22 protein-coding genes are annotated in these 25,962 nt (G+C 56.5%); all 22 read left to right on the top strand.

Translation table 11 applies throughout. The features are described 5' to 3' along the window. Position 1 precedes the first annotated feature (1 nt). Complete coding sequence (locus ACTID9_RS21740; RefSeq protein WP_441072689.1) at positions 2-952, top strand: phosphatidylglycerol lysyltransferase domain-containing protein; 951 nt, start codon at positions 2-4, stop codon at positions 950-952. A gap of 209 nt (positions 953-1,161) precedes the next feature. Then, complete coding sequence (locus ACTID9_RS21735) at positions 1,162-1,905, top strand: GntR family transcriptional regulator (RefSeq protein WP_441066956.1); 744 nt, start codon at positions 1,162-1,164, stop codon at positions 1,903-1,905. 187 nt (positions 1,906-2,092) lie between these two features. After that, on the top strand, positions 2,093-2,944 hold the full coding sequence (locus ACTID9_RS21730; protein WP_441066955.1) for a PfkB family carbohydrate kinase: 852 nt from the start codon (positions 2,093-2,095) through the stop codon (positions 2,942-2,944). 64 nt (positions 2,945-3,008) lie between these two features. Further along, complete coding sequence (locus ACTID9_RS21725) at positions 3,009-4,325, top strand: ABC transporter substrate-binding protein (protein WP_441066954.1); 1,317 nt, start codon at positions 3,009-3,011, stop codon at positions 4,323-4,325. A gap of 13 nt (positions 4,326-4,338) precedes the next feature. Continuing rightward, the gene (locus ACTID9_RS21720) at positions 4,339-5,223 is read left to right on the top strand and encodes a carbohydrate ABC transporter permease (RefSeq protein ID WP_441066953.1); all 885 of its coding nucleotides are present in this window, start codon (positions 4,339-4,341) and stop codon (positions 5,221-5,223) included. Positions 5,224-5,237: 14 nt separating this feature from the next. Continuing rightward, entirely contained in the window at positions 5,238-6,074 is an 837-nt protein-coding gene (locus tag ACTID9_RS21715) for a carbohydrate ABC transporter permease (protein WP_441066952.1), read from the top strand. Positions 6,075-6,165: 91 nt separating this feature from the next. Further along, entirely contained in the window at positions 6,166-7,164 is a 999-nt protein-coding gene (locus ACTID9_RS21710; RefSeq protein ID WP_441066951.1) for an SIS domain-containing protein, read from the top strand. 200 nt (positions 7,165-7,364) lie between these two features. After that, positions 7,365-8,018, top strand: a complete 654-nt coding sequence (locus tag ACTID9_RS21705) for a sugar phosphate isomerase/epimerase family protein (protein WP_441066950.1) — start codon at positions 7,365-7,367, stop codon at positions 8,016-8,018. An 18-nt stretch (positions 8,019-8,036) separates the two neighbouring features. Then, the gene (locus ACTID9_RS21700; RefSeq protein ID WP_441066949.1) at positions 8,037-8,705 is read left to right on the top strand and encodes an HAD family hydrolase; all 669 of its coding nucleotides are present in this window, start codon (positions 8,037-8,039) and stop codon (positions 8,703-8,705) included. 437 nt (positions 8,706-9,142) lie between these two features. Then, positions 9,143-10,480 carry an ABC transporter substrate-binding protein gene (locus tag ACTID9_RS21695; protein WP_441066948.1) on the top strand — a complete coding sequence of 446 codons (1,338 nt, stop codon included), beginning with the start codon at positions 9,143-9,145 and terminating at the stop codon, positions 10,478-10,480. Between the two features lie 92 nt (positions 10,481-10,572). Continuing rightward, positions 10,573-11,460, top strand: coding sequence for a carbohydrate ABC transporter permease (locus ACTID9_RS21690; RefSeq protein ID WP_441066947.1), 888 nt, complete (start codon positions 10,573-10,575; stop codon positions 11,458-11,460). After that, positions 11,457-12,266 (top strand): carbohydrate ABC transporter permease, encoded by an 810-nt coding sequence (locus tag ACTID9_RS21685; protein ID WP_441066946.1) that lies wholly within the window; start codon positions 11,457-11,459, stop codon positions 12,264-12,266. The genes ACTID9_RS21690 and ACTID9_RS21685 overlap by 4 nt, the downstream gene beginning before the upstream one ends. 18 nt (positions 12,267-12,284) lie before the next feature. Further along, positions 12,285-13,046, top strand: coding sequence for a DeoR/GlpR family DNA-binding transcription regulator (locus tag ACTID9_RS21680; RefSeq protein ID WP_441066945.1), 762 nt, complete (start codon positions 12,285-12,287; stop codon positions 13,044-13,046). 37 nt (positions 13,047-13,083) lie between these two features. Next, entirely contained in the window at positions 13,084-13,941 is an 858-nt protein-coding gene (locus ACTID9_RS21675; RefSeq protein ID WP_441066944.1) for a class II fructose-bisphosphate aldolase, read from the top strand. 26 nt (positions 13,942-13,967) lie between these two features. Further along, positions 13,968-15,062: a bifunctional phosphoglucose/phosphomannose isomerase gene (locus ACTID9_RS21670; protein WP_441066943.1), complete on the top strand. Its 1,095-nt coding sequence runs from the start codon at positions 13,968-13,970 to the stop codon at positions 15,060-15,062. Continuing rightward, complete coding sequence (locus ACTID9_RS21665) at positions 15,059-15,994, top strand: 1-phosphofructokinase family hexose kinase (protein WP_441066942.1); 936 nt, start codon at positions 15,059-15,061, stop codon at positions 15,992-15,994. Before ACTID9_RS21670 ends, ACTID9_RS21665 begins: the two co-directional genes overlap by 4 nt. Positions 15,995-16,019: 25 nt before the next feature. Beyond that, positions 16,020-17,024 (top strand): ROK family protein, encoded by a 1,005-nt coding sequence (locus ACTID9_RS21660; protein WP_441066941.1) that lies wholly within the window; start codon positions 16,020-16,022, stop codon positions 17,022-17,024. Continuing rightward, entirely contained in the window at positions 17,021-20,119 is a 3,099-nt protein-coding gene (gene ebgA / locus ACTID9_RS21655; RefSeq protein ID WP_441066940.1) for a beta-galactosidase subunit alpha, read from the top strand. Before ACTID9_RS21660 ends, ebgA begins: the two co-directional genes overlap by 4 nt. Before the next feature lie 292 nt (positions 20,120-20,411). After that, entirely contained in the window at positions 20,412-21,410 is a 999-nt protein-coding gene (locus ACTID9_RS21650; RefSeq protein WP_441066939.1) for a histidinol phosphate phosphatase domain-containing protein, read from the top strand. Between the two features lie 167 nt (positions 21,411-21,577). Beyond that, positions 21,578-23,566 carry a transporter substrate-binding domain-containing protein gene (locus ACTID9_RS21645; protein ID WP_441066938.1) on the top strand — a complete coding sequence of 663 codons (1,989 nt, stop codon included), beginning with the start codon at positions 21,578-21,580 and terminating at the stop codon, positions 23,564-23,566. 2 nt (positions 23,567-23,568) lie between these two features. Next, positions 23,569-24,942, top strand: coding sequence for a sigma-54-dependent transcriptional regulator (locus tag ACTID9_RS21640; protein ID WP_441072687.1), 1,374 nt, complete (start codon positions 23,569-23,571; stop codon positions 24,940-24,942). A gap of 168 nt (positions 24,943-25,110) precedes the next feature. Further along, positions 25,111-25,962, top strand: coding sequence for a transporter substrate-binding domain-containing protein (locus ACTID9_RS21635; protein ID WP_441066937.1), 852 nt, complete (start codon positions 25,111-25,113; stop codon positions 25,960-25,962).

Below are 25,962 nucleotides of genomic sequence, written 5' to 3'. Positions count from 1 at the left end.
GATGAAACTTGGCCAGCACGGTTTTCGGCGAATTCGACTGAGAGACAAAGCGGTCTTTGACGAATATATGAAAATGTGCGAGTATCCGGCGAACCTTTGGTCGTCCAATTTCGCTTATTTATGGGCTGATTCGCAAGCAGATAAGCGCCAGGTCTATTGGAAAATCATCGACGGCATGCTGGTGCCGCTCGTCTATTTGCGGGGAAAAGGGCTGCATGTCTGCTGCTTGCCCTTTGGCAAAGGAGGGCCGGACCATGTGCTCCGCGTCGTTGCCAGAAGCTTGTGGTTTTGCAACCGGTGGAATCGGCAGCATGGGGCTGGCAAAGCGACGGTTCGGGCGCTGAACGAAAGCCAGCTCGCCTTTTTACGGTCCTCCGCCCGTTTTCGGAAGCTGGTGGAGAAGTGGAAAATCAAAGGGATCGAAATGCATTACGATGTGGAAAAGCTGCTCGCCCTGAAAGGGAAAGATTTCGCCAACGTGCGGAACATTCTCAACCGGTTCCGGCGAAATTACCCGGACGTGACGATCAGGCGAGGCAATCCCGGCGATCTTGGGCACATTCTCAGAGTCAGCAAAAACTGGAGAAAAACGGCGGGGAAAAAATATGATGTGGTGTTCGACGATGTGTATTTCCGTGAAATCGTGGCGTACCAGGAAGAGCTGGATCATCTTGTCCTCGTGGCCGAAAACAAGGAAAAGATCGTCGGCGTCGTGACCGGAGGCGTGCTGCCGACTGGCGAATCGTGGGGCTGCCTGATCAAGAAGATCGACCAGATCGACGGGCTCAACGAGTGGATGGTCATCGAATTCGTCAAGGAAATCAGCCGGATCAATCCGCAGACCAAACTGCTCAATGTCGGCAGCGATCTGGGGATGCCGGGCCTGTCTGTCTACAAGCAAAAATTCAGGCCGGTGCTCAATTTGAAACGGTACCGGATGCGCCTGCGTTAATCGAGTGATGCAGTACGATTTGCCCAAAAAAAGAGTCCATGCGCCCGTGCATGAACTCTTTTTTCTTGCCATCAGCTACACGAGCGCTCATACATGATCAAGCTATTGACAAACAAATCTGAATTGTATAATATTTCCTTACGAGGTATATACCACCATGGATTTTGCTTTAAGTGGTATATACCAGATGAAAGTAGGAGCAGTAGCGTATGGAAAAGCACACAGGCAAGGAATGGGATTCCGTTCCATTCTACAAACAGTTGAAGGACAAGATCGCAGCCGACATTGCGAGCGGACAGCTAAAGCAAGGCGACAAGCTTCCGTCCGAGCGCGATCTGGCGGACCAGTACCAGATCAGCCGCATGACGGCGCGCAATGCCATCGCGATTTTGGAGCGCGAAGGCTTTGTGGAGCGACGGATCGGCGTCGGCACGTTCATCGCCCGCCAGCGGATCGAGATGGATTTCGTCACCTTCAACAGCTTCACCAAGACGATGCTGGAAAAAGGGCTTGTGCCTGGCACGAAAAAGCTGCACGTCCGCAAAGACAAGGCGCAGGCAGCATTGGCCACGCAGCTGGGTATCGCGGAAGGCGAGGAGATCATCGTCATCCGGCGCTTGCGGATGGCCAACGCGCAGCCGATGTGCGTGGAAGAATCGCTGATTCCGTACCGGTTCTGCCCTGGCATTGAGGCGTACATCGCCGACGATGTGTCGCTCTACCGCATCCTGGAAGAGCAGTACGGCATCGTTTTGATCGGCGCAGACCAGTTCATGCAGGTCGTCATGCCCGATGAAGAGGAGCGGAAGCTGTTGAAAATCAAAAAGGAGCTTCCCTGTCTGCTGCTGGAAGCGATCGCGTATGAGCAGGGGGGGCGGGCGATCGAATACTCCCGCTCGACCACGCGAAGCGATCGGGTCAAATTTTACACAAGGCTCAATCTGGAGCAATAGCGGTCGCTGGCTGCCCGCTTAGCCGATGCGGCAGCCGGCCAATCGCTCAATGATAAAAAAGGACGCCGAACAAGGGAGCAGGCAAAAAAAATTTACGTTACGTGGTATATACCAATTTTCCGCAAGATACGACATACGCTGCGGTCCCAAGCAAATCGGCGTGTAAAAAGAGACAGGGGGAATTGGCATGGGGGGTCAATTGAATGTGCTCGGGGCTGGCGACAATGTGGTCGATCAGTATATCCACACAGGGATGATGTATCCGGGCGGCAATGCGCTGAATTTCAGCGTATACGCCAGGCAGCTGGGTGCGCATGCGGCGTACATGGGCGTCTTTGGCGACGACCGGGCGGCCCGGCACATCCAGGACGTGCTTTCGCAGCTTGGCGTCGACATCTCACGCTGCCGCTCCCATCCGGGAGAAAACGGGTATGCGCAGGTGAATCTCGTTGACGGGGACCGCGTGTTTGTCGGCGGCAACAAAGGCGGCGTGCAGCATGACCATCCGCTGCGGCTGGACGGCGACGATCTTCAATATATGAAGCGATTCGAGCTTATTCACTCCAGCTGCTACAGCGATTTGAGTCTGGCGGAGCTGGCCAAAATTCAAGGCACCGGCATTCCCCTCTCCTACGATTTCTCCAGCGACTGGGACCCGCGCGAGCTTGAAGAGCGCTGTCCGTACGTATTTTGCAGCCTGCTATCCTGCGGCCATCTCGATGAAAGCGAGGCCCGCGAGATATTGCGGCTTGCACATCGATCCGGCAGCCCGCTCGCACTCGCGACGATGGGCTCGCGCGGCGCGGTGCTCTACGATGGCGAACGCTTTTACCGGCAGGAGCCGCATACGGTCGTACCTGTCGATACATTGGGTGCCGGAGACGCTTTTTTTACCGCCTTCATCCTCCACTATCTCAGCGGTAAAAAACAAATGCAGGACGAAGGGACGCTGCTTTTGTCCAGTCTTTCGGCAGCGGCGCAATTCGCCGCACAAGCATGTCTTTGCGATGGGGCATTCGGTCACGGGATCGCGCTTTGATCAGGCGCACTCCGTGTTTCTAATGAAAAGCGACAAGATTTCATGAAAAAGGGGAGGATTTGTCATGAAGTTGAAGTTGAACAAAAGGACAGGCGCGGTTTTGACCGCGTTTGCGCTGGTGGCAAGCTCGCTTGCCGGATGTGCCCAAAGCTCGCAGCCAGCGTCGTCCAACGATGCCGGCGGCCAAATCGAGCTGAAGTTTTTGGAAAAGTGGCCGCAGCCGCAGTATGCGCCCTATTTTGAGGAGATCGTCAAGGAGTTTGAAAACGCCAATCCAACGATCAAGATCAAAATGGAAGCGGTTGCGGATGAGCCGATCAAAGACAAGCTGCGCGTCATCATGGGCGGGGGCGATGTGCCGGACATTACCTTTTCCTGGTCGGGCGAATTCGCCCGCAAGTTCGTTCGCTCCGGCGCTGCAATGGATTTGACGTCCGCCCTCAACGAAGATCCCGACTGGAAAAATAGCTTCATCCCCGCTTCGCTCACACCATTTGTCTCCAACGGAAAAAACTACGGCATTCCGCTACGCTTCAACGGCAAGTTTTTCATCTACAACAAAGAGATTTTCACCAAATACAATCTGCAAAAACCGAAGACATGGGATGAGTTCATGGCGATCTGCGACACCTTGAAGCAAAACGGCGTCGCACCGATCATCCTGGGCAACGAAAGCCCGTGGGCGTCCATCCACTATTTGACCGGATTGAACCAGAAGCTGGTCGACCAAACCGTCCGGATGAAAGATTACGATCCGAAAACGGGGGAATTCACCGATCCCGGTTACGTCAAGGCGTTGGACTATTTGAAGTCGTTGCAGGACAAAGGCTATTTTGCCCCCAATGCCAATTCCACTTCGCACGATATGGCGACACAGCAGTTTTATATCGGCAAGGCCGCGATGTTTTATGTCGAGCTGGAAGAATTTCCGGAAATCGAGAAAAACATGAAAGGAAACTGGGACTTTTTCCTGATGCCCGCCATCGCCGAAGGCAAAGGCAACCAAAACTTCGTCACCGGCGCTCCCGACGGCTTCATCGTCTCCTCCAAAACCGCGCATCCGAAAGAGGCGCTGCAGTTCCTCAAATTCCTCACCAGCAAAGAGAGTGCGGAAAAAATGGTAAAGATGCTGGGCTGGCCAAGTCCGATCATCGGCGCGACCAACGAGCAGACGGCGCTCAAGCAAGTAGCGGACGGCGTAAACATGATGAAAGAAGCGGAAGGAATGGCCGAATGGCTCGATACGGATGTACATGCGAAGGTGGCTGACACGTATTTGGTGAACCTGCAGGAGCTGTTGAACGGGACGAAAACGCCGGAGCAGATTATGAAGGAAGTACAGGCGACCGCCAAGGAAGTGGCCAGCGAGACAGGCCAGTAGGGAGGGGGAGCATGTGAATGCGTATCGCAATCAAAAGGTCGCTCTCCTCTATGTGCTGCCCGCAGCGGCGCTGGTTCTCGTGTTTATTTTCATCCCGATTTTGCTGAATTTGTATTACAGTCTGTACCGCTGGAGCGGTTTTTCCGATACGCACGTGTTTGTCGGGCTGGACTACTATTTCCGGCTCGCAAAAGATCCTGTTTTCTACACGGCGCTCGGCAACAACGTGTTGTATGCAATCATCTCGCTTGTCTTTCAAGTGGGCGGTGGGCTTGTGCTGGCGGCGATTCTCGAAGAAAAGCTGGTGCGCCGCATGCAGCCGTTTTTCCGCACGGTGTTTTTCCTGCCCTCGGTCATTTCCATCGCGGTGGTCGGACTGATGTGGCAGTTCATCTACAACCCGGACGTCGGGCTGGTCAACGGGGCGTTGCGCGGAGCAGGGCTTGCCGATTGGGCGCATGCCTGGCTGGGGGACAGCCAGACCGCCATCTATGCGGTGATCGCGGTCTCTCAATGGCAGTACACCGGCTACATCATGCTGTTGTTTTTGCTCGCGATGCACAAAATCCCGGCGGAGCTGTATGAGCAGGCATCGATCGATGGGGCCGGCGGCTGGCGGCGGTTTTGGCACATCACGATTCCGCAGGTGAAGGAAATGCTGCTGGTGACGGCGACCATCACCGTGATCGGCGCGTTCAAGGTGTTCGACGAGGTGTACATCATGACGGCGGGCGGCCCCGGCCGCTCGACAGAGGTGCTCGGCACCATGCTCTACCGCGCCGCTTTCCGCAATGACGAGATGGGCTACGCGACGACGATCGCAACGGTAGTGTTCCTGATCACATTCATCCTGTCGTATGTGCAGATCAAATTATCCAAAACAGGCCAAGAGAGCTGAGAGGGGGGATCGCGTTGAACAAAAGCGTCATCTGGAACAAGGTGTGGGTGGGCGGCGTCCTGGTCTGGTTTTCCGTTTATGCCATCTGCATCGTCTATCCGCTCTTGTGGCTTGTCATGAACGGACTGAAGTCGAACAGCGACTTTTTCCTCAATGCGTGGTCGCTGCCCGGGACGTGGCTGTGGAGCAACTATCAGGCGGCTTGGGATGCCGGCATCGGGCGGTATTTTTTCAACAGCGTGCTGGTCACCTGCGTCTCGGTGTTCTGCATCCTGCTGATCGCATCCATGGCGTCCTTCGCGCTCAGCCGCTTTGCATTCAAGGGCAAAAACCTGCTTTTTCTGCTGATTGTAAGCGGCTTGATGCTGGCGCCGCAGGTCAGCCTGATCCCGCTCTACAAGATGCTGCAGCTTTTCGGCATTTACAATACGTATTGGGCGCTGATCGTGCCGTATGTGGCCTTTCAGATTCCGTTCGCCGTGTTTTTGATGCGCTCCTATTTTCTTTCCTTGCCGAAAGAGGTGGAGGAGTCGGCCTTCATGGACGGCTGCAGCACCTGGCAGGTGTTCTGGCACATCATCCTGCCGATGAGCCGCCCGATCATCGCGTCTACCGCGCTGTTGACGGCGATGGCGATCTGGAACGAGTTCATGTTTGCGATGGTGTTCGTCGAGGACAGCGCGCTGCGGACGATTCCGGTCGGGCTGATGAACCTGCGCAGCCAGCTCAATACGAATTTCGGCGTCCAGTTGGCCGGCCTCGCCATCTCGGCGGCGCCGATGGTTATCGCGTTCTTGCTGTTCCAGAAGCAATTCATCCGCGGGCTGTCGGCGGGAAGCGTCAAAGGTTGATAGATCGATCCGGGTTTTCCTGCTCGGCTCTCTTTTTGGACCGAGTGGTATATACCATATAACGTGTGAAAAAGGAAAGGGGAATGTAACCATGAATGTGCAAATCCACCATGCTTTGAACCCGGATGTAGCGAAGGTGCTTGAGGCGGTCCAGGGCCGCAGCCTCGACCGGATTTTTTTCGTCGCGTGCGGCGGTTCGTCCGCACTGATGTATCCGAGCAAATACGTGCTTGACCGCGAAGCGAAAACGATCGCTTCCGACGTATACAACGCCAATGAATTCATCCATCGCAACCCGGCAACGCTTGGCGAAGGCTCGCTCGTCATCCTCTGCTCGCACTCCGGCGGCACCAAGGAGACGGTGGCGGCCGCCCGTTTCGCCCGTGAAAAAGGGGCGCTGACCGTATCGCTCACGGCCAAACCCGAATCGCCGCTCGCCGAGGCTTCCGAATTCGTGATCAAATACGAAAAAGCCAGCTATTTCGATGAAACGGTCGCGAAAAACTCCGATTTTTACCTGATGTATCAGCTGGTGACAGGCGTGCTGTACCACAAGGAAGGCAATGCGCTCTTTTCCGCCATGGTGGAAAGTCTGGAGAATCTCGGCACCGTCTATGAAAAAACGAAAGCGCAGTTCCTCGACCGTTCCAAAGCGTTCGGCGAAACGTACAAGGACGCCTCGATCATCTACACGATGGCAAGCGGCTCCAACTATTGCGCGGCTTACATGTTTGCAGTATGCATCCTGATGGAGATGCAGTGGATTCACTCCCACCCGATCCATGCGGGCGAGTATTTCCACGGGCCGTTTGAAGTGTTGACGCCGGAAGTACCCTTCATCATGCTGCTCGGCCTGGATGAGACGCGGCCGCTGGAAGAGCGCGCCCTCGAATTTTCCCGCCAGTACAGCGACAACCTGATCGTCATCGATGCCAACGAGTTCGACATGGAGGGCATCGCAGACAGCGTGAAAGGCTATATCGCGCCGCTTGTCTTGAACAAAGTGCTCGGCGTTTACGCGACCGCAATCGCGGCGGCCCGCAACCATCCGCTGGAAACGCGCCGCTACATGGGCAAAGTCCCGTATTGAGTAGGAGAGGAGGCCGGGGGTGTGACCCGACTGTCGCGCTCGCAAATCACCGGGATGAATGTTCACTATATCCACTATCCGCTCGCGCACTTCTCGATGCGATGTCACGTCTGCACGTGACTCGCATCGAGCTGTGGGGGGCGGAGCCTCATTGCTATGTGGAGGAGCTTGGCGCTGGCGAAATCCGGGCGATCAGGTAAATGACTGCCTCGCGCGGCCTTTCCATCGTCTGCTTCACGCCCGAGCAATGCATGTACCCGATCAATCTCGCTGCGGCGGAAACCGAATGGCGGGAGCGCAGCATCCGTTATTTTGAAAAATCGCTTGCCGCCACAGCCGAGCTGGAAGCCCCGTATATGCTGGTCACGCCGGGGTGGGGCTATCGCAGCGAACCGGCGGAAGAAGCGTGGAAGCGGTCGCGCGATTCGCTGGAACGGCTGGCACATGCGGCAAGCGGACACGGCGTCACCTTGGCGCTGGAGCCGCTTACGCCGGTGGAATCCAATCTGGTGAACGACGCCAAGACGCTTTGCCGGATGCTGCAAGAGATTTCCTCGCCACGGCTCAAAGGCATGCTCGATACGATCCCGATGGCCGTGAACGGGGAGTCGATACAGGAATATTTTCAGGCATTGGCGAAAGCTCTTGTGCATATCCATTTTGTCGATGGGAATCCAGACGGACATTTGGCGTGGGGAGACGGAACCCTTCCGCTCGATCGCTACCTGCAGCAATTGGAGGAGAACGGATACGCCGGATCGCTTTCGCTGGAGTTTACTTCCGCGCGATACTGGATCAATCCGGACGCGGCGGTGAAGCAATCCCTCGACGCGTTGGCACCGTATATGGGATAAAGAGAGGGAGAGACAGTCATGGCTTGCAAGCGAGCGATTGTTTTGGATTTTGACGGGACGATTCTGGATACGGAAACGTCCCTGTTTCGTGCTTGGGTCAGCATGTACGAACGATACGGCGCCAAGATGGATGAGCAAATCTGGGGCTACTTCATCGGGACCACCGTGACCGACACAAGCCCGTATCAGATTCTCCGCGACCAGACAGAGGGGCTTCCGGATGAAGCGGTGATCGAGGCGCAGATCAAGGACATGTACCGGGAATTGATGAAAGACGAGCAGCTGCGCCCAGGCGTCGTCGCCCTCATCGAGGAGGCCAGGCGTCGCAATCTGGAGCTGGCTGTCGCCTCCAGTTCCCCGTATGAATGGGTGAAGAGGCATCTCGACGAGTGGCATTTGACGCCGTATTTTGGCGCAATCGCCACCGCCGACCACGTCGAACAGGTGAAGCCCGATCCTGCGCTGTATCGACTTGCGCTTGCCCAGCTTGGCGTCGAAGCTGCGGCGGCTGTCGCCATCGAAGACTCGCCAAACGGTGCGTTGGCGGCCAAACGCGCCAACATGTCTTGCGTGATCGTGCCGAATCCGGTAACGGTGCTGCTGCCATTCGGAGAGCATGATCATCGGTTGGATAGTTTGGAGAAGTTTGATTTTGATGTGCATGTGCCTGGTGCGCCAAAAGAATAGCAGGAATGGAGACAGCTGTCCGATGTGCAGGAGATGTGCGCACCGGGCAGCTTTTTCGTGTTTGCCTGCTAGTGATCTGTGTCGCGTCTAAGAACGCGCAACTGAACCCTGTAAGCGCGGCAACCTGCCGGATCGTATACACAACACTTCACCACCTCTCACGCCGTATTCTATTCGTTGGAGCTGGCTCCAAGTCAACACCCATATGCAATGAATGAAAACTCACGCGAACAAAAATCGAATCGCGAAAGATTTCAAATTGTTTGACACTTAGTAACAGCTATGCTAGGATGAAACCATTCGATAATAAAACGAAACAAAACGAAATATTAAAACGAAAGTGAAAGCAGGGGGAAACAGAAAAAAAGAAAAAAGCGAAAGAGAACGGAAATTGCGGCAAAGGCTGTGGACAAATTCGGGGAAATGGATGTGAGCTGATGAAAAATTTCAAGGGGAAACTGATTGGAACATTGGCAGCTGTGGGATTGCTTGTAAGCGCTTGCGGAGGCGGCGGACAACAGGAAGCACAGGCACAACCGGGCGCAGGCACAACAACCGCGGGCACGAATGCGCAGGACAAGGGCGAAATTACCGTGTGGGCGTGGGACATCGCCGTCAAAGGACTCAATGACGTCATCCCGCTGTTCAACAAAAAATATCCCGACATCAAAGTCAAAATCGACGAAGTCGGTTCAAGCGACGCCTATGACAAAGTAACGGCAGGGCTGAGCGCAGGCGGCGCGGGCCTGCCGGATGCCGTCCTGATGGAGTCCGAAGTATTGCCGGTATACACCTCTCAATTCCCGGACGGTTTTGCCGATCTGTCGGCGATGGGAGCGGATTCGTACAAGGAGAAAATCACGGCGACGAAATGGCCGCAATCCATTTCCAAAGGCAAGATCGTGGCGTTCCCGTGGGACCTCGGCTCCACCGGCGTGTTTTACCGTACGGACATTTTTGAGGCTGCCGGCGTAAAAGCGGAAGAAATCGAAACGTGGGACGATTTCATTGCGGCCGGAAAGAAGATCAAGGAAAAAACGGGCAAGGCGATGCTTCCGGTGGACATTTCCAACGGCACCGCACTGATCTCGATGATGCTCAACCAGGAAGGTATCAGCTATTTCGATAACGATGGCGACATCATCCTTGGAAGCGACAAAGTCACGAAAGCGATGGCAAAGATCAAGGAGATGAATGATGCGGGACTGATCGCGAATGTGCAGGGCTGGGACGGCACGGTCACCGCAACGAAAAACGGCATGGTCGCGACGATTCCGTACGGCGTGTGGTATTCCGGCACGATCATGGACCAGGCGCCGGAAACGAAAGGGAAGTGGGGCGTGTTCCTGCTGCCTGCTTTCGAGAAAGGCGGCAATCGCGCTTCCAATAACGGCGGCTCCGCGCTGGTCATCCCGGCAGCCTCCAAGAACAAGGAGATCGCCTACAAGTTCGTCGAGTTCGCGCTGACCGATACAGAGGCGCAAATGCTCTTGATGAAAAAGTACGGCCTGTTCCCGTCGCTGCTCGAAACGTACAAAGACCCGTTCTTTGATGCACCGCAGGAATTTTTCGGCAACAAGCCGATCTTCCGCATGTTCGCCGACGAATCTGCCGCGATCCCGGCTGTGAATGATACGAACGATTACCAGCGCGCAGCGAAGCATGTGGCAGACGCGCAAGCCAAGATTTTGCTGAGTCAGGCGGATGTAAAAGCGACGCTCGATGAGGCCGCCGAGCTGCTTTCGGTGGAGACGCAGCGAAAGGTCAAACAGTAAGAGAAGGAGCCGAGCACCGTCGCATCATGCATGCCGCGCGCGGTGCTGCGATGGGGGCTTGCGTATGACGGCCCCCATCCGACATAGGGAGGATGGCAGTAGTGGAACCAATCAAACGCATGCGGATGACATCAGGCATGACGCCGTACCTGTTCATCGCACCAGCCATTTTGCTGTTTCTCATTTTCACGGTGTACCCGGTGTTCCAGTCGCTTTTGCTCAGCTTTCAGGTGAAAAAGGAAGGCCAGATGATTTTCGGCGGCTTGGCCAATTACGCGCGCTTGCTGAACGACCCGCTGTTTTGGGCGAGCGTAAAAAACACATGCATCATCCTGGTCGTACAGGTGCCGATCATGACCTTTTTGGCGCTGCTTCTCGCCGTATTGGTCAATGCATCCTTCATCCGCTTCCGATCGTTTTTCCGCATCTCGCTGTTCATGCCGGTCATCACGGCGCTGGTGGCGTATTCGATCGTGTTCAAAATCATCCTCGATGACAACTACGGCTTGCTCAACTATATGCTTGCAAGCATGGGCTTTGCGCGGATCGGCTGGCTGACGGACCCGTTTTGGGCGAAGGTATCGATCATTTTGGCCATCACATGGCGATGGACCGGCTACAATATGGTGATTTTCCTGGCGGGCTTGCAAAACATTCCGAAAGACATGTACGAGGCCGCCAGCTTGGACGGGGCGGGTTCCGTCCGGCAGTTTTTCGCGATCACGGTTCCGCAGATGAAGCCGGTGATCCTGTTCAGCGTCGTGCTGTCGACGATCGGCACCTTGCAGCTGTTCGACGAGCCGTACATTTTGACAAAAGGCGGTCCGGCAAACGCGACGCTGACGATCACGCAATATTTGTACCAGCAAGGCTTCAAGTTTTTCGATTTCGGCTACGCCTCGGCGATCTCCTACGTGCTGGTCATCATGATCGGGGTGCTGTCGTATGTGCAAATGAAATGGGCGGGTGATAAAGAGTGAAAAAGCTCTCGGTTTATACGCTGCTCTTTTTCGCCACCGTCGTCTCACTCGTGCCGTTTTACTGGATGTTCATCAACGCCACACACCAAAGCGGCGAAATTTTCAGCGTGCCGCCGAATTTTTTGCCGGGCGATTCCTTGGTAGACAACTACACCAACCTGCAAGGGAACATCAACATATCCGGCGTGATGATGAATTCGCTGATCATTACGGTGATCTATACGGTCCTGAGCGTTTTGTTCTGCTCGATGGCAGGCTATGCGTTCGCCAAGTTCCGCTTTCGCGGGCGGGACCAGATTTTTTTCCTGCTGCTGCTCGCGATCATGATTCCGTCGCAGGTGACCTTGATTCCGCTGTTTCAAATGATGGTAAAATTGCAATGGCTCAATACATACCAAGCCGTGATTTTGCCGACGCTTGCGAATCCGTTCGGCATCTATCTCATGCGGCAAAACATGAAGGCGATCCCCGATGAGCTGCTGGAGGCAGCGCGCGTGGACGGGTGCGGGGAATGGCGCATCTTTTTCACGATGATCTTGCCGGTGATGCGTCCGGCGCTGGCTGCGCTCGCCATCTTCATGTTCATGAGCCAATGGAACAATTTCGTCTGGCCGCTGTTGGTCATGAGCGATAAAAGCATGTACACCTTGCCGGTCGCGCTGTCGACGCTGGTCGGGTTCACCCGGATCGATTACGGGCAGGTCATGCTGGGAACGACGATTTCGACACTGCCGATCATGGCATTTTTCCTGCTGCTGCAGCGCCAGTTCATCTCAGGCCTGCTGGGCGGGTCGGTAAAAGGGTAACGAGAAGGAGGGCATTCGATGCTGGCTGCGGAGAGGCATAGCAAAATATTGCAACAGCTGGAGCAAGACAAGACGGTGACCGTCGCGCATTTAAGCCAAAGTCTGGACGTATCGGAGGTGACGATTCGCAAAGACTTGATCAAGCTGGAGAACGAGGGACTTTTGACGCGCATCCATGGCGGGGCGACGACGACCAATTTTTTGCCGATGGAGCGCAGCTTTACCGAAAAGCTGGAGCAGCGCATGGAGGAGAAACGGGCGATTGCGCGCCAGGCGCTCACACATATCCAGCCTGGCGATACGATCATTTTGGGCGTGGGGACGACGACGATGGAGCTGGCGAAGCTTTTGCATCACATCAGCGATTTGACGATCGTCACCAACGCGGTCAACATCGCGATGGAGCTGAATATTCAGGGCAAGCACAACGTCATTCTGGTCGGCGGCGAAATGCGGCTGAAGTCGTATGCGCTGGTCGGTGCGGTCGCGGAGGATTGCCTGAAAAAGCTGTCCGTCTTCAAATGCTTTCTCGGAACGGACGGCATCCATCTGGAAAACGGCATCACGACATTGGCGCTGGCCGAGGGCAAAATCAATCGGGTGATGATGGACCGCGCCCGCAAAGTGTATCTTCTGGCGGATCACACCAAGTTCGGCGAAACGTATCTGACCCGCTTCGCGGAGCTGGGCGATGTGGACCGGATCATCACCGACCGGCTGGATGAAGCGGTCTGCCACGCGTATCAAGACCAAGGGGTCAAGATCGAGATGGCGATGTAGGCAAGCGTAAAGGAAGCAAAAGAGGGGCGGGAGTGGAATGGCACTTGTTTCTTCAACGGCGATGCTTGCGCGTGCGCGTGAGGAAGGATACTGCATCGCTGCTTTCAACGTGCACACGCTGGAAATGCTGCAAGCGGTGGCAGAAGCGGCGGAGGAAGCGGCGGCGCCGCTGATTTTGCAGTCGACGGTAGGGACGGTGAAGCATCTGGGCGCAGGCTATGTGGCAGCGATGGCAAAAGTCGCGGCAGCGTCGGCCAGCATCCCGATCGCGCTCCATCTCGACCACTGCCATGACGAAGAATTGATCGCGGCATGCATCGACGTTGGCTATACGTCTGTGATGATCGATGCCTCCATGCATCCGTTCGCCGAAAATGTGGAGCGGACGCGGCGGGTCGTGGCGCTGGCGGCGCGCCACGGCGTCAATGTCGAGGCAGAGCTTGGCAAGGTCGGCGGCGTGGAAGACGATCTGGTCGTTGCAGACGCGGATGCGGTGCTGGCCGATCCGGCCGAGTGCGAGGAATTCGTGCGGCTGACAGGCGTGAGCACGCTTGCCCCGGCGATCGGCACGGCGCATGGCATGTACAAGGGAGAGCCACGGATCGATTTCGCCCGGATCGGGGCGATCGCGGCGCGTGTGGACGTCCCCTTGGTGCTGCACGGCGGCTCCGGTATTCCAGTAGAGCAGGTGAAGCGTGCAGTGTCGCTCGGGATGGCCAAAATGAATGTGGCGACCGAGCTGCGGATCGGTTTTTCCGACGCGATCAAAGAGGTGTTTGCGGAGAATCCGGACGAAAATGATCCGCGAACGTATATGAAGCGGGCCAAAGCAGCGGTCAAGTCGATCGCGCTCGCCAAGATGAGCATGTGCGGCTGCATCGGCAAAGCACGGTAATTTTACAGGGGAAAGGATGAAGAGGCATGCGGGTCAATTTGGATGATGTGACCGTCTTGCAGCAGTTGGATACGATTCGCGCACTCCGCGATACACAGGAGTACGACAAGCAGTTTCGGGAGGGGTGGCAACTGGCGCAAACGATTGACCTTCCCGCGTCCGGCAAAGCGGTGCGCAATGTGCTTGTTTTGGGCACGGGAGGCGGTTCGGCGGCGAGCGTCAATTTGCTGAAATCGTACCTGTTCGATGAGCTGCGCGTGCCGGTTCAGCTGAATCAAGGCTATACGATTCCCGCCTTCGTCAATGAAGAGACATTGGTGATCGTCGTGTCGCATTCCGGCAATACGGAAGAGGTCGTCGCTTCTTATGAAGCCGCGATTGCGGCTGGCGCGCAGCTGTTTGCCATCACGGCGGGCGGAACGGTTTTGGCGATGGCCAAGGAGCATGGGCATCCTCATCTGTTGGTGCCGGGCGGCATGATGCCGCGCATCGCACTCGGCTATATTTTTCTGCCGATGTTGGCGGTTTTAACCAAAGCGGGGCTTTGCGCCGACAAGGAGGCGGAGGTCGACGAGCTGATCGCGTTGTTTGCGCAATGGAGAGAGGCATACGGTCCCGAGGTGCCGACGGCGGAAAATGCGGCAAAGCAAATCGCGTTGGAAATGGACGGCTTGACTCCTGTCATTTACGGCACGCTGCCCTTTTTCGATGCACCTGCGTGGCGCTGGAAAAACCAGCTCGGCGAAAACAGCAAGGTCATGGCGTTCTGGAATGCCATTCCGAGTCTACACCACGATGAGGCTGTAGGCTGGGATGCCCCTGCCGCCATGCTGAAAGGCTATCATTTCACGTTGCTTCAAGATGCGGAGGATAGCGAGAAGACGACGCGCCGCGTCCAAATCAGCGCGGAGATTTTGCGCGAGCGGGCGGGAGCGGTGCGGGTCGTAAGCTCAAGCGGCAGCTCCCGGCTGGCCCGGTTGTTTTCCATCGTCTATTTGGCTGATTTCGTTTCCCTTTATGCGGCCTTGGTGCGCGGGGTCGACCCGACGCCGGTCGACGTGATCAATCTGTTCAAAAGCAAAATGGGCCAGCCGCTCGTGCAGGTACAGGTACGCCCATGATCGTCACGGTGACGCTGAATGCGGCGATCGATAAAACCTATGTGCTGCCATCTTTTACGGCGGGAGCCTTGCACCGTCCGCAGCAGATGCTAAGCCTCGCAGGGGGCAAAGGGATCAATGTGGCCCGGGTGGCTCGCACGCTCGGGATCGAGGTGACGGCCACCGGTTTTGTTGCCGGGTACAACGGCAAAATGATTGCGGAAGGGTGCGCCAAACATGGGATCACCCCCTCCTTCTGCGAAATTGCGGGCGAGTCGCGCATTTGCATGACTTTTCTTGATGCCAGCAGCGCAACGGTGACGGAAGTGCTGGAATCAGGGCCAGCGGTCGATCCGGACGCATTCGCCTCCTTTCGCGCCCATCTCCGCAAGCTGGCGGCACAGGCACGCTATGTCGTGATGTCCGGCAGCCTGCCGCAAGGGCTTGCAGCGGATTCTTACAAGCTTTTGATCGAAGACGTCAAAACGGCAGGTGCGGTCCCCGTGCTGGACACGAGCGGAGAGGCGCTTGCCCGCGCTTTGCCAGCCCAACCTTTTCTGATCAAGCCGAACCGCGCGGAAGCGGAAGCGTTGCTTGGCTACCCGCTTGCGGATCTGGATGCAAGGCGGCAGGCTGTAGCCGACCTGATGCTGCTCGGTGCGCGGCATGTGCTGCTCTCGCTGGGCGAAGAGGGCGCTCTGTTTGGCGGAGGGGGCTTTTTATACGAATTGCCTGCGCTGCCGCAAGGGCCCGTGGTCAATCCGGTAGGTTGCGGCGATGCGCTTCTGGCAGGTGTCGTCACGGGGCTCGTGCGCGGTTATACGCTGGCGGAGGCCGCTACGCTGGGAATCGCCTGTGCGGCAACGAATGCGATGAGCCTGGGGGCAGGGGTCGTTCAGGTGGCTGACGTGGAACGGCTGTGGGAGCGCGCGGTTTGCACGGCAGTAAAGTGACGAAAGCGATGGGAGGGAGCGCCATTTGCGCTATGTAATCGGACTGGATGTAGGCGGAACGACGATGAAGGCTGCCGCTATGGATGAGACAGGTCGCATTCTCGCCCGCGGAGCGAAGGAAACAGGGCCGCTCGGCAGCCCTGAACGGATATTTGAGCGAATATTGGCACTGATTGAAGAGCTGCGAAAAAGCGCCGGCGTTCCGATCGAGGCGGTGGGCATCGCCATTCCCGGTCCATTTGATCCCAGGCGCGGGCTTTCGGTCCACTCGCCCAATCTCGGCTGGAAACAGGTCGATGTCCGCACGCCGCTGTCGGCAAGATGCGACCTGCCGCTATATTTCGAGCACGATTTGCGGACGGCGACGCTGGGCGAGGCGACGTTCGGCGCCGGGCGGGGCGTGGACAACATGATTTTTGCTCCGCTTGGCACCGGCTTTGGCGCGGGTGTCTACAGCCAGGGACGCCTGCTCGCGGGGACGAGCGGCTTTTTTGGCGAAATCGGGCACGTCACGGTTGCTGGCAACGACGCGCGCTGCAACTGCGGCAAAATCGGCTGCGTCGAAACGATCGCGTCCGCACCGGGCATCGCCCGGCTGGCCCGCGAGGAATTGGCGCGGTTGCTGCAGCAGGATGCGGAACTGGCACAAACGAGTTCCCTGTATCAGCTGGCGGGAGGCGATCTGGCAGCGATCACCGCTTCCGTTGTGGCGCAAGCGGCGGAAGCGGGCGATCAGACGGCCCGCAGCGCTTGGCATGCGGCATGCGAGGTGATCGGCTGGGCACTCTCCATTTTGATCAACCTGTTCGGTCCGCAAAAAGTGATTGTGGGCGGAGGGGTCAGCAAAGCGGGCGAATTGCTGCTTGAGCCGGTGCGCCGCAGCGTGGAACGGCATGCGATGGCGACGCTGCACGATTGCGTGGACATCAGCATCGCCCGGTTGGGGGCGGATGCCGGCATTCTCGGCGCCGGCGCGCTTGCGCTGCAAAACCATTCGGATGGGGAGAAGAGGGGAGCGATTGTACGATGAAGCGAGACTATGATTGGGAAAATCACCGGCTGCTGCAGCGCAGCCGCTTGCCGGGGCGGGCGTATTTCATCCCATTTCCAGATAATGCGTCCGCACTCACGTTTGAACGGGGCAACTCGCCGTGGTTTCGCCTGCTTAACGGCAGCTGGCAGTTTTTCTATGCGCCATCGCCATTGGCGGCGCCGGCCGATTTCCATCGGAATGACTATGACGCAAGCGAGTGGGATACCGTGCAGGTGCCGCACATGTGGCAGCTGGATGGGTACGGCAAACCGCATTATACCGATGTCGATTATCCGTTTCCGGCTGATCCGCCGCTCGTTCCGTCGGACAATCCGACAGGCTGCTACCGCCGCACCTTCCATCTGCCCGCCGATTGGGCAGATCGGCGGGTGATCCTCCGTTTTGAAGGGGTGGACAGCGCCTATCACGTCTGGGTGAACGGACAGGAAGCAGGTTACAGCCAGGGCAGTCGGCTGCCCGCAGAGTTCGACATCACCGCCCATTTGAAGCCGGGTGAAAATACAATCGCCGTCCGCGTGTACCAATGGTCGGACGGCACGTATCTGGAAGATCAGGATATGTGGTGGCTCTCCGGCATTTTCCGCGACGTTTCGCTGTTTGCCAGACCGCAGCTGTCGCTTGCCGATTTCACGGTGCGCACGGAATTGGACGCTAGGTACGAGGATGCCGTCTTGCGGTTATCGGCACGCGTCGCCGATGCTGCCGGGAGCGGATTTACCCTTCGCTATGTGCTGCTCGATGCCGAGGGAGCTGCTGTCGCTACGGGAACATGTGAGGTGACAGGCGGCGCTTCTGATGGGGAGGTTGTCTGCGAAGCGGCGGTTGCGGTCGCAGCCGTGCATAAATGGTCGGCAGAGCAGCCTTACTTGTACCGCTTGCTCCTTCGTCTGGAAAATGGAGCGGGCCAAATCAGCGAGGTTGTCCCCTACAAAGTCGGCTTTCGCCAAATCGAGGTCAAAGACGGCAGCTTTTTCGTCAACGGGGTGGCGATTTTGCTCAAAGGGGTGAATCGCCACGATCATCATCCCGATTTCGGCCGGGCGTGCCCGTATGAAACGATGAAGCAGGATGTGCTCCTGATGAAGCAGCACAACATCAATGCGGTGCGCACGTCCCATTATCCGAACGATCCGCGCTTTTACGACCTGTGCGATGAGTACGGGCTGTACGTGATGGATGAGGCCGATCTGGAGACGCACGGCTTTGAAAAGCTCGGCTGCTACAATCGGTTAAGCGACGATCCCGACTGGCAGGAAGCCTACATTGACCGGGTGCAGCGGATGGTGGAGCGCGACAAAAACCACGCCTCGATCATCATGTGGTCGATGGGCAACGAATCCGGCTTCGGCTGCAATTTCGTGGCGATGGCCGCCTGGTGCAAGGAGGCGGACCCGACGCGCCTCGTGCATTATGAAGAAGACCGGGACGGCGTCTTTTGCGATGTGTTTTCCACGATGTATTCGTCGCATGAAAAAATGGCCGAGTTCGGGGCGATGGAGCATCTGGACCGGCCGCACATTTTGTGCGAATATGCCCATGCGATGGGCAACGGTCCCGGTGGCCTGAAGGAATATGCCGAGCTGTTCGATGCGTACAAGCGGCTGCAGGGCGGCTTTGTCTGGGAATGGATCGACCATGGCATCAGCCACACGCTGCCGGATGGGCGCAAGCAGTACCGCTATGGCGGCGATTACGGCGACGTGCCGAACAACGGCAATTTTTGCATCGACGGGCTGGTGATGCCGGACCGCACGCCATCGCCAGGACTGATCGAACTGAAAAAAATCATCGAGCCGGTGCGCGTCGATGCTGCCCGGCTTGCGAGCGGAACCGTGCGGATCACCAACCGCTACGATTTCATTTCGCTTGATCATCTCGCCTGCACGTGGACGGTCAAGGCGGATGGCACGCTGCTGCAAAAAGGGACGCTTGCGCTGGGCGAGCTTGCGGCAGGGGAGAGCTGCGTGGCTGCGATTCCATATAACCTGCCGCACGCGCCTCTGCCTCACACCGATTATTGGCTCGAGCTGCGCTTTACGCTTGCCGAGGAGACCGGCTGGGCGGAGGTTGGACATGAGGTGGCATGGGCGCAATTTTTGCTGCCGACACCGACGCCGGTTGTAGTGCCTCACGCTTCGCCACAGCTGCTTTCGCCACTTGCGCTGGATGAGACTACCGAAACGGTGCGGATCAGCGGCGAATCGTTCTCGCTCGTGTTCAACAAGCGGACGGCTACCATCGATTCGTGGACCTTCGCTGGCAAAGAGCTGCTCCACAGCGGCCCCAAGCTGAACTTTTGGCGGGCTCCGATCGACAACGACATGTATGTGGTCAAAGAGTACGAAAAAGCATTTTTGCACATGCTCCAGGAGCGCATCAACGCGGTGTGTGTGGAGCAGCCCGCTACGGATACGGTGCGGATCAGCTGCAGCCTGCGCATTGCGCCGCCGGTGTGGGACTGGAAGCTTGCCTGCGAGTGCGTGTACACAATTCGCGGAAATGGAGAAGTGAGCATCGAGGTGACGGGCATACCGCATGGAAAAGTGCCTGAATCGCTGCCACGGATCGGCTTTGCGATGCGCCTTGCCAAGGAGCTTGACCAGGTGGCTTGGTACGGGCGAGGACCGGGCGAAAACTATGCGGACAGCAAGGAGGCCAGCCGATTCGGCGTATACACCCGCTCGGTCGACGAGCTGTTCACCAACTATGTTTATCCACAGGAAAACGGCAGCCGCTCCGATGTAAAATGGCTGTCGATCGCCGATGCGCGCGGAATCGGCCTGCTTGCGGCCGGTGCGCCGAGCCTTGCGTTCAGCGCCCATCGCTACACGACCGACGATCTGCAGCAGGCGAGGCATGCGACAGACCTCGTGCCGCGCGACTTCATCACGCTCAACCTCGACTATCGCCAAAACGGACTCGGTTCAAACAGCTGCGGGCCGGGACAGCTCCCCGCATACAAGCTGACGGCTGAGCCTTTCCGCTTCCGTTTCATCCTGCAAGCCTTCGACCAAAACACGATTTCGCCTGCGGGGGCAAGCAAAGCGCTCCTGCAAAGCCTGGCTCTCTAGCGCCAGGCTTTTTTCTGTTTGCAGCGAGTGTGTTCTTAACGATTTCGCCATACCAACTTAACGGAAAAAACATTGTAAATTTTGCGGCACATGCGTATATAATAGAAACATCCAAATAAAAACCACAAAAAGATAATGAAAAACAACAAAAACAACGAGTGCAACGAAGGGGGTACGCATCATACACATGGGGCTACACATCACGCGGCGCGAGGCCGCAGTCCCCATGAACGGGTGCATCCGTCGTTTCATCGGAATAAGCAGAAAAAACCACAGAGAGGAGGCAATAAATGTGAAAGTCGACTATCATGTGCATCTGGAGGAAGGGCCGTATTCGGTCAGGTGGTGGCAGCGAACGGCGGAAGCTTTGCAGGCGTTCTCGCCCATTGCGGAAGAAAAGCATACGCTCGCGTGGATGGAGCAGCTTTCGGAACGGATGGCCGCCCGCATCCGCAAAGGGGCCTACTCGCAGGAGTGGCTTGATCTGTACCGCATCCGGGCCAAGGAGCTGGGGCTTGCCCAGGTCGGAATCGTCGACCATTTGTACCGGTTTACCGAGTTCAAGCCGTATTTCGAGCAGCATATGCATATGGCGGACGATCCATTGGGGCGCATGCAGCGCATTTGGCTCGACCAGGTGTGCACGTCTTCTCTCGATGAGTTCGTCGCCTTCATCACCGAACAAAAAGCAATCTGGGCCGAGGATGGGCTGACGCTGCGGCTTGGCCTGGAAGCGGATTACTTTTTGGGCGGGGAGACGGTGCTCCGTCCGCTCATCGCCAAGTATCCGTGGGATCACATCATCGGCTCGATTCATTTCGTCGACGGCTGGGGCTTTGACAACCCGGAGGCGGTCGAGCGGTTTGACCAGTCCGACCTGCGCGAGCTGTATGAAAAGCTGTTCGGCATGGTGGAGAGCGCGATTCGCTCCGGTCTGTTCGATATTATTGCGCATCTGGACAATTTGAAGGTGTTCGGGCACCGGATCAGCGACGAGGAGCTGGTGCCGCATTACCGGCGAATCGCCCGGCTTTTGCAGGAGCATGGGATTGCCACCGAAATCAACACAGGGCTGTATTATCGCTACCCGGTGAAAGAAATGTGCCCGGCTTACGGCTTTTTGCAGCTGCTGCATGAGCATGGCGTGCCGATCACCACGTCTTCCGATTCGCATTTTCCCGATCATTTGGGCAGCTATTTGGGAGAAGCGCGGGCATTGCTGCGGCAGGCGGGATACACGGAAATTGCCACGTTTGAGTCGAGGGTGCGGAAGATGGTCGAGCTGGACTAATGTCAGATGAAAAAAAGGGCAGTTGAGGATGTGTGTAACGCCTCCGCTGTCCTTTTTTGCTTTTTCCCCGAACCTCTGGCATGTCACATGCAATACAATTGTCATCGTGTCGCGCTCTTGGGTACAATACGTACAACATCATACGCGAACAGGAGGAACGCATGCACATGTACAAACGCATCATATTCGCCAGCCTGCTGTTTTTCCTGCTGATTGCTTTTGCTGTGCCAGGTGCTGCAGAACGGCAAAAAGCGATTCGGGTCGCGGGGGATAACAATTTTCCGCCGTTTGAATATTTCGCCCAATCGGGTGTTTACTCCGGATTTAACGTTGACATGATGAACGCCGTCTCGCTTGAGACCGGCATGAACATCGAATTCGTCCCGCTGCCGTGGAATGAAGCGCTCAAAGCGTTGCAAAACGGTGAAGTAGATGCCGTGCAAGGGATGAAATACAGCCCGGCGCGCGATGCCATCTATGATTTTTCCGAGCCGTATTTCACCAGCTCGCAAGGCATCTTTGTGCGCAAAGACAACATGTACATTTTTCAGATTGATGATCTGGATGGACGGCGGATTGCCATCCAGAACGGAGATATTGCCAACGACCTGCTGCGCAAGCACCATAACGCCCGGTTCGTCACGACCAGCAGTCAGGAGGAGGCGGTGCAGCTTTTGCTGGCGGGGAAAGTGGATGCGTTCGTCGGCAACAGAATCACGGGGCAATATTTTATCCAGAAAACGAATCAGCAGGACCAGATCAAAATTGTCGGCGATCCGATCAACCCGACCGACTACGGGGTTGCCGTAATGCCGCGTAACCATGCGCTGCTTGAAGACATCAACAAGGCCATTTTGCGGCTGAAGCAAAACGGCACCTATGACAAAATTGAACGGAAATGGTTTGGCGAGTACATCATGCCAAACGCGCCCAATCTGTATGCGATTATGAAGGTGCTCCAGATCGTGCTGATCGTCGTCGGGACGATCGTGGTCATCGTGCTTTGGTGGAACCGTGTGCTGAAGCGGGAAGTGAAGCGGCGGACTGCCCAGATCGGTACGATCAATCAACAGCTGAAGGAAAAGATGGAACAGCTGGAGGAGAACATCCAATTCCAGCAGCAGCTTCTGGATAGCACGTACAGCTTTTATGTGACGCTCGACAAGGGGGCGACGGTATCGCGGATGAACCGGAAGGCAGCGCGTTATCTCGGAGTCGCGAGTTCGCTTGTCGGATTGCCGATGCATGAGACGCTTCTTTCGGCATTTATCCCGCGCGACGAGGTGGTTGCGGCGCTGACGCGAGGAGAGGCAACCCTGCAAAAAGAAACGGTATGGACCAGGCCGGTGGCGGATGACGGGGTGCAGCGGACGCTGCGCTACGATATTTTTCCGATTGTAAGCCCGGCGCAGGAGATTACCGGAGCGATCATCAATTTCATGGATGTTACCGAGCAAATCGAGCTGGAGAAAAAAATCGAGCAGGAGGACAGACTCCGCTCGCTCGGTCAGCTGATTTTGGGTATCGCCCATGAAATCCGCAATCCGCTGACGTCCATTTTGACCTATACGGAGCTGTTGCCCGCCAAGTTTGACAATCCCAAATTCCGGGCATTCTTTGCCGAGCAGGTGCCAGGCGAAATCAAGCGATTGAACGGGCTGGTCAGCGATTTGCTCGATTACGCCCGGCCCAAACAGCCGCATCCGGTTTCGTTTGCGGCAGAAGAGCTGATGGAAGCCGTGCTCGGTTTGTGTCAGCAAAACATCAGGGAACGGGGTGTCGACGTCCATGTACAGATGGAGGCGGGGCTGATGCTGTACGCGGATTTCAATCAGACCAAGCAGGTCGCGATCAATATCATCTTAAACGGCGTCGAGGCCATGCAGCCGGGTGGACAGCTGACGATTCAAGGGACGAGAGACGGCACACTGGCAAAGCTGTTGATCACAGATACCGGCGAGGGAATCGCCCCCGATGATCGCTACCGGGTGTTTGAACCGTTTTATACAACCAAGCCGCATGGAGTGGGGCTTGGTCTGCCCACCACCTATCATCTCGTGAAGGAAAACGGGGGCACGATCGACATCGAGAGCAAGCGGGGCAGCGGAACCAGTGTGATCATCCGCTTGCCCATGCCGCAGGAAGGGAGTGAATGAGCATGTACAATGTGATGATAATCGACGATGAGCCGGCGATTTGCCAGTCGCTCACGTTTGCGCTGGAGGACCGTTACCATGTCTATTCCTTTACCGATCCAGCCGATGCCTTGGCGCTGTTTGGCCGAACCGAGGTGGCGCTCGTGCTGCTGGATTTGAAGATCGGGCAGCATGACGGCAATGACGTGCTCAAAGAGATCAAGCGCCTTTCGCCGGAAACGGTGATCATCATGATGACCGCGTTCGGCAGCATTTCGTCGTCGGTGGAAGCGATGAAAAACGGGGCGTTTACCTATTTGACCAAGCCGCTTTTGCAAGACGAGCTTGCCGTCCAGCTGTCCCGCGCCGAGGAGTTTTATCACCTGCAATCCCGTGTCCAATGGCTGTCGCAGGAATTGGACAAGCGCTCCGATCATTATGGCTTGATCGGCAACAGTCAGGCGATGCAGCGGCTCTTTTCGCTGATTGAAAAAGTCAAGGACATCGATTCGAGCGTGCTGATCCATGGTGAGAGCGGGACGGGCAAGGAAGTGGTTGCACGCGCGATTCACCAGCAGGGCAAGCGGCACAAAAAACGGTTCCAGGCGGTCAATTGTGCCGCCATCCCTGACAATCTGCTGGAGTCAGAGCTGTTCGGCTACGAAAAAGGAGCGTTTACCGGTGCGATGCAAAGCAAGCCGGGGCAGTTTGTGCTGGCGGATGGCGGGACCATTTTTCTCGATGAAATCGGGGAGATGGACATGAGCCTGCAAAGCAAGCTGCTGCGGGTCATCCAGGAGCGCCGCGTGACCCCGCTTGGCGGTATTGAAGAAAAGGCGATCGATGTGCGGATCATCGCCGCGACCAACCGTGATCTGTGGCGGGAAGTGAAGGCAGGGCGGTTCCGGGAGGATCTGTATTATCGGCTGAACGTGATTCCGGTGCAACTGCCGCCGCTGCGTGAACGCAAGGGCGACATTCCGCAGCTGGTGCAATATTTTGTGGACAAAATCAGCGAGCGGATGGGCAAGCCGATCGACGGCATCTCACAGGAAGCGCTGCAGGTGCTGGAGGGCTATGCGTTCCCCGGCAACGTCCGCGAACTGCAAAACATCGTGGAGCGGGCGATTGCGCTGACCGGCTCGTCGCTGATCCAGAAGCGGGATTTGCCGGAGGAGCTGCAAAATATGCTGCAGGAGCAGCCGATCGTATCCAGACAGAAGCTGATTCCCGTCTACGTCGGCGAATCGATGGAGGAAATCGAGAAGCGGGTGATTTTGCACACGCTGTCCCATCAGGAGGGAAACCGGCGCAAAACGGCGCACATGCTGGGCATCGGGGAGCGCACGCTGCGCGACAAGCTGAAAAAATATCAGGAAGAGGAGCAGCAACACTAGCTGTTTTCAGGTGGGCGGCAATTTTCGCAGGGCGGCAGAAATTGCCGCCTCTTTTTTGTGCTTGGTAGGGCGAAAACGGCCATTTTTGCCGCCTGTACGGTTGGCACGCTTTTTGAAAGTATGTAATTTTCGAAAACAAACATAAATTCAAAACAGGGGGCAGTATTGATGAAAATGTTCCAAAAAGGGTTGCTCAGCGTATTCAGCTTGTTGATGACAGGCATTCTCGCCGCAGGCTGCGGTTCCCAGCCGGCAGCGCAGCCACAGCCCGACGCAAGCGCGCCAGCCAAGCAGGAAGCGCCGGCGGCAGCAGCGCCTGACGATGAAGTGCTGAAAAAAATCAAGGAGACAAAGACATTGGTTGTGGGGACGGACGCAACATTCCAGCCCTTTGAATTCAAAAATGCAAAAAGCGAATTCGACGGCTTCGACATCGACCTGGTTCGCGCTGTGGCCAAAGAGCTTGGAGCCGACAAGGTGGAATTCGTTGACACCGAGTTCAAAGGCTTGATTCCCGGCCTGCAAGGCAAAAAGTTCGACATGATCGCCTCGGCGATGTATATCACCGACGAGCGCAAAAAGACGATCGACTTCTCCGATCCGTATTTCCCGGGTGGCTTGTCCATTATGGTGAAGAAAGATAACAACGCGATTGCCGGTGTGGACGATTTGAAAGGCAAAAAGGTAGCGGTTCAAATCGGCACCAAGTCCGCCAAGTTTTTGAAGGAAAAATATCCGGACGTACAGCTGGTGGAAGTGGAGAAAAACGTAGAAATGTTCCTTGAGCTGGATAGCGGTCGCGTCGATGCGGTTGTGACGGGACTGCCGGCAGCCAAAGTGTACGCGAAGCAAAATGACAAGGTGAAAGTATTGGACAAAACGTTGACACAGGAAGAATACGGCTACGGGATTCGCAAGGAGAACGCTGGTTTGAGGGATGCTGTCAACGAAGCGCTGAAAAAAGTGAACGCAAACGGTCAGTACAAAGAAACCGTGCTGAAATGGTTTGGGAACGAGTAA

The sequence above is a fragment of the Brevibacillus fluminis genome (genome assembly GCF_052072235.1).
Taxonomy (GTDB): Bacteria; Bacillota; Bacilli; order Brevibacillales; family Brevibacillaceae; genus Brevibacillus_D; species Brevibacillus_D fluminis_A.
Note: the sequence above shows the minus strand (reverse complement) of the source record. Positions and strands in the feature narration are given on the sequence as shown.

Bases quoted from the DNA above. Each gene is read 5' to 3' on its own strand.
- ACTID9_RS21740 (WP_441072689.1), top strand. From the start codon at position 2: ATGAAACTTGGCCAGCACGGTTTTCGGCGAATTCGACTGAGAGACAAA.
- ACTID9_RS21735 (WP_441066956.1), top strand. From the start codon at position 1,162: ATGGAAAAGCACACAGGCAAGGAATGGGATTCCGTTCCATTCTACAAA.
- ACTID9_RS21730 (WP_441066955.1), top strand. From the start codon at position 2,093: ATGGGGGGTCAATTGAATGTGCTCGGGGCTGGCGACAATGTGGTCGAT.
- ACTID9_RS21725 (WP_441066954.1), top strand. From the start codon at position 3,009: ATGAAGTTGAAGTTGAACAAAAGGACAGGCGCGGTTTTGACCGCGTTT.
- ACTID9_RS21710 (WP_441066951.1), top strand. From the start codon at position 6,166: ATGAATGTGCAAATCCACCATGCTTTGAACCCGGATGTAGCGAAGGTG.
- ACTID9_RS21705 (WP_441066950.1), top strand. From the start codon at position 7,365: ATGACTGCCTCGCGCGGCCTTTCCATCGTCTGCTTCACGCCCGAGCAA.
- ACTID9_RS21700 (WP_441066949.1), top strand. From the start codon at position 8,037: ATGGCTTGCAAGCGAGCGATTGTTTTGGATTTTGACGGGACGATTCTG.
- ACTID9_RS21695 (WP_441066948.1), top strand. From the start codon at position 9,143: ATGAAAAATTTCAAGGGGAAACTGATTGGAACATTGGCAGCTGTGGGA.
- ACTID9_RS21690 (WP_441066947.1), top strand. From the start codon at position 10,573: ATGGCAGTAGTGGAACCAATCAAACGCATGCGGATGACATCAGGCATG.
- ACTID9_RS21680 (WP_441066945.1), top strand. From the start codon at position 12,285: ATGCTGGCTGCGGAGAGGCATAGCAAAATATTGCAACAGCTGGAGCAA.
- ACTID9_RS21675 (WP_441066944.1), top strand. From the start codon at position 13,084: ATGGCACTTGTTTCTTCAACGGCGATGCTTGCGCGTGCGCGTGAGGAA.
- ACTID9_RS21670 (WP_441066943.1), top strand. From the start codon at position 13,968: ATGCGGGTCAATTTGGATGATGTGACCGTCTTGCAGCAGTTGGATACG.
- ACTID9_RS21665 (WP_441066942.1), top strand. From the start codon at position 15,059: ATGATCGTCACGGTGACGCTGAATGCGGCGATCGATAAAACCTATGTG.
- ebgA (WP_441066940.1), top strand. From the start codon at position 17,021: ATGAAGCGAGACTATGATTGGGAAAATCACCGGCTGCTGCAGCGCAGC.
- ACTID9_RS21645 (WP_441066938.1), top strand. From the start codon at position 21,578: ATGTACAAACGCATCATATTCGCCAGCCTGCTGTTTTTCCTGCTGATT.
- ACTID9_RS21640 (WP_441072687.1), top strand. From the start codon at position 23,569: ATGTACAATGTGATGATAATCGACGATGAGCCGGCGATTTGCCAGTCG.
- ACTID9_RS21635 (WP_441066937.1), top strand. From the start codon at position 25,111: ATGAAAATGTTCCAAAAAGGGTTGCTCAGCGTATTCAGCTTGTTGATG.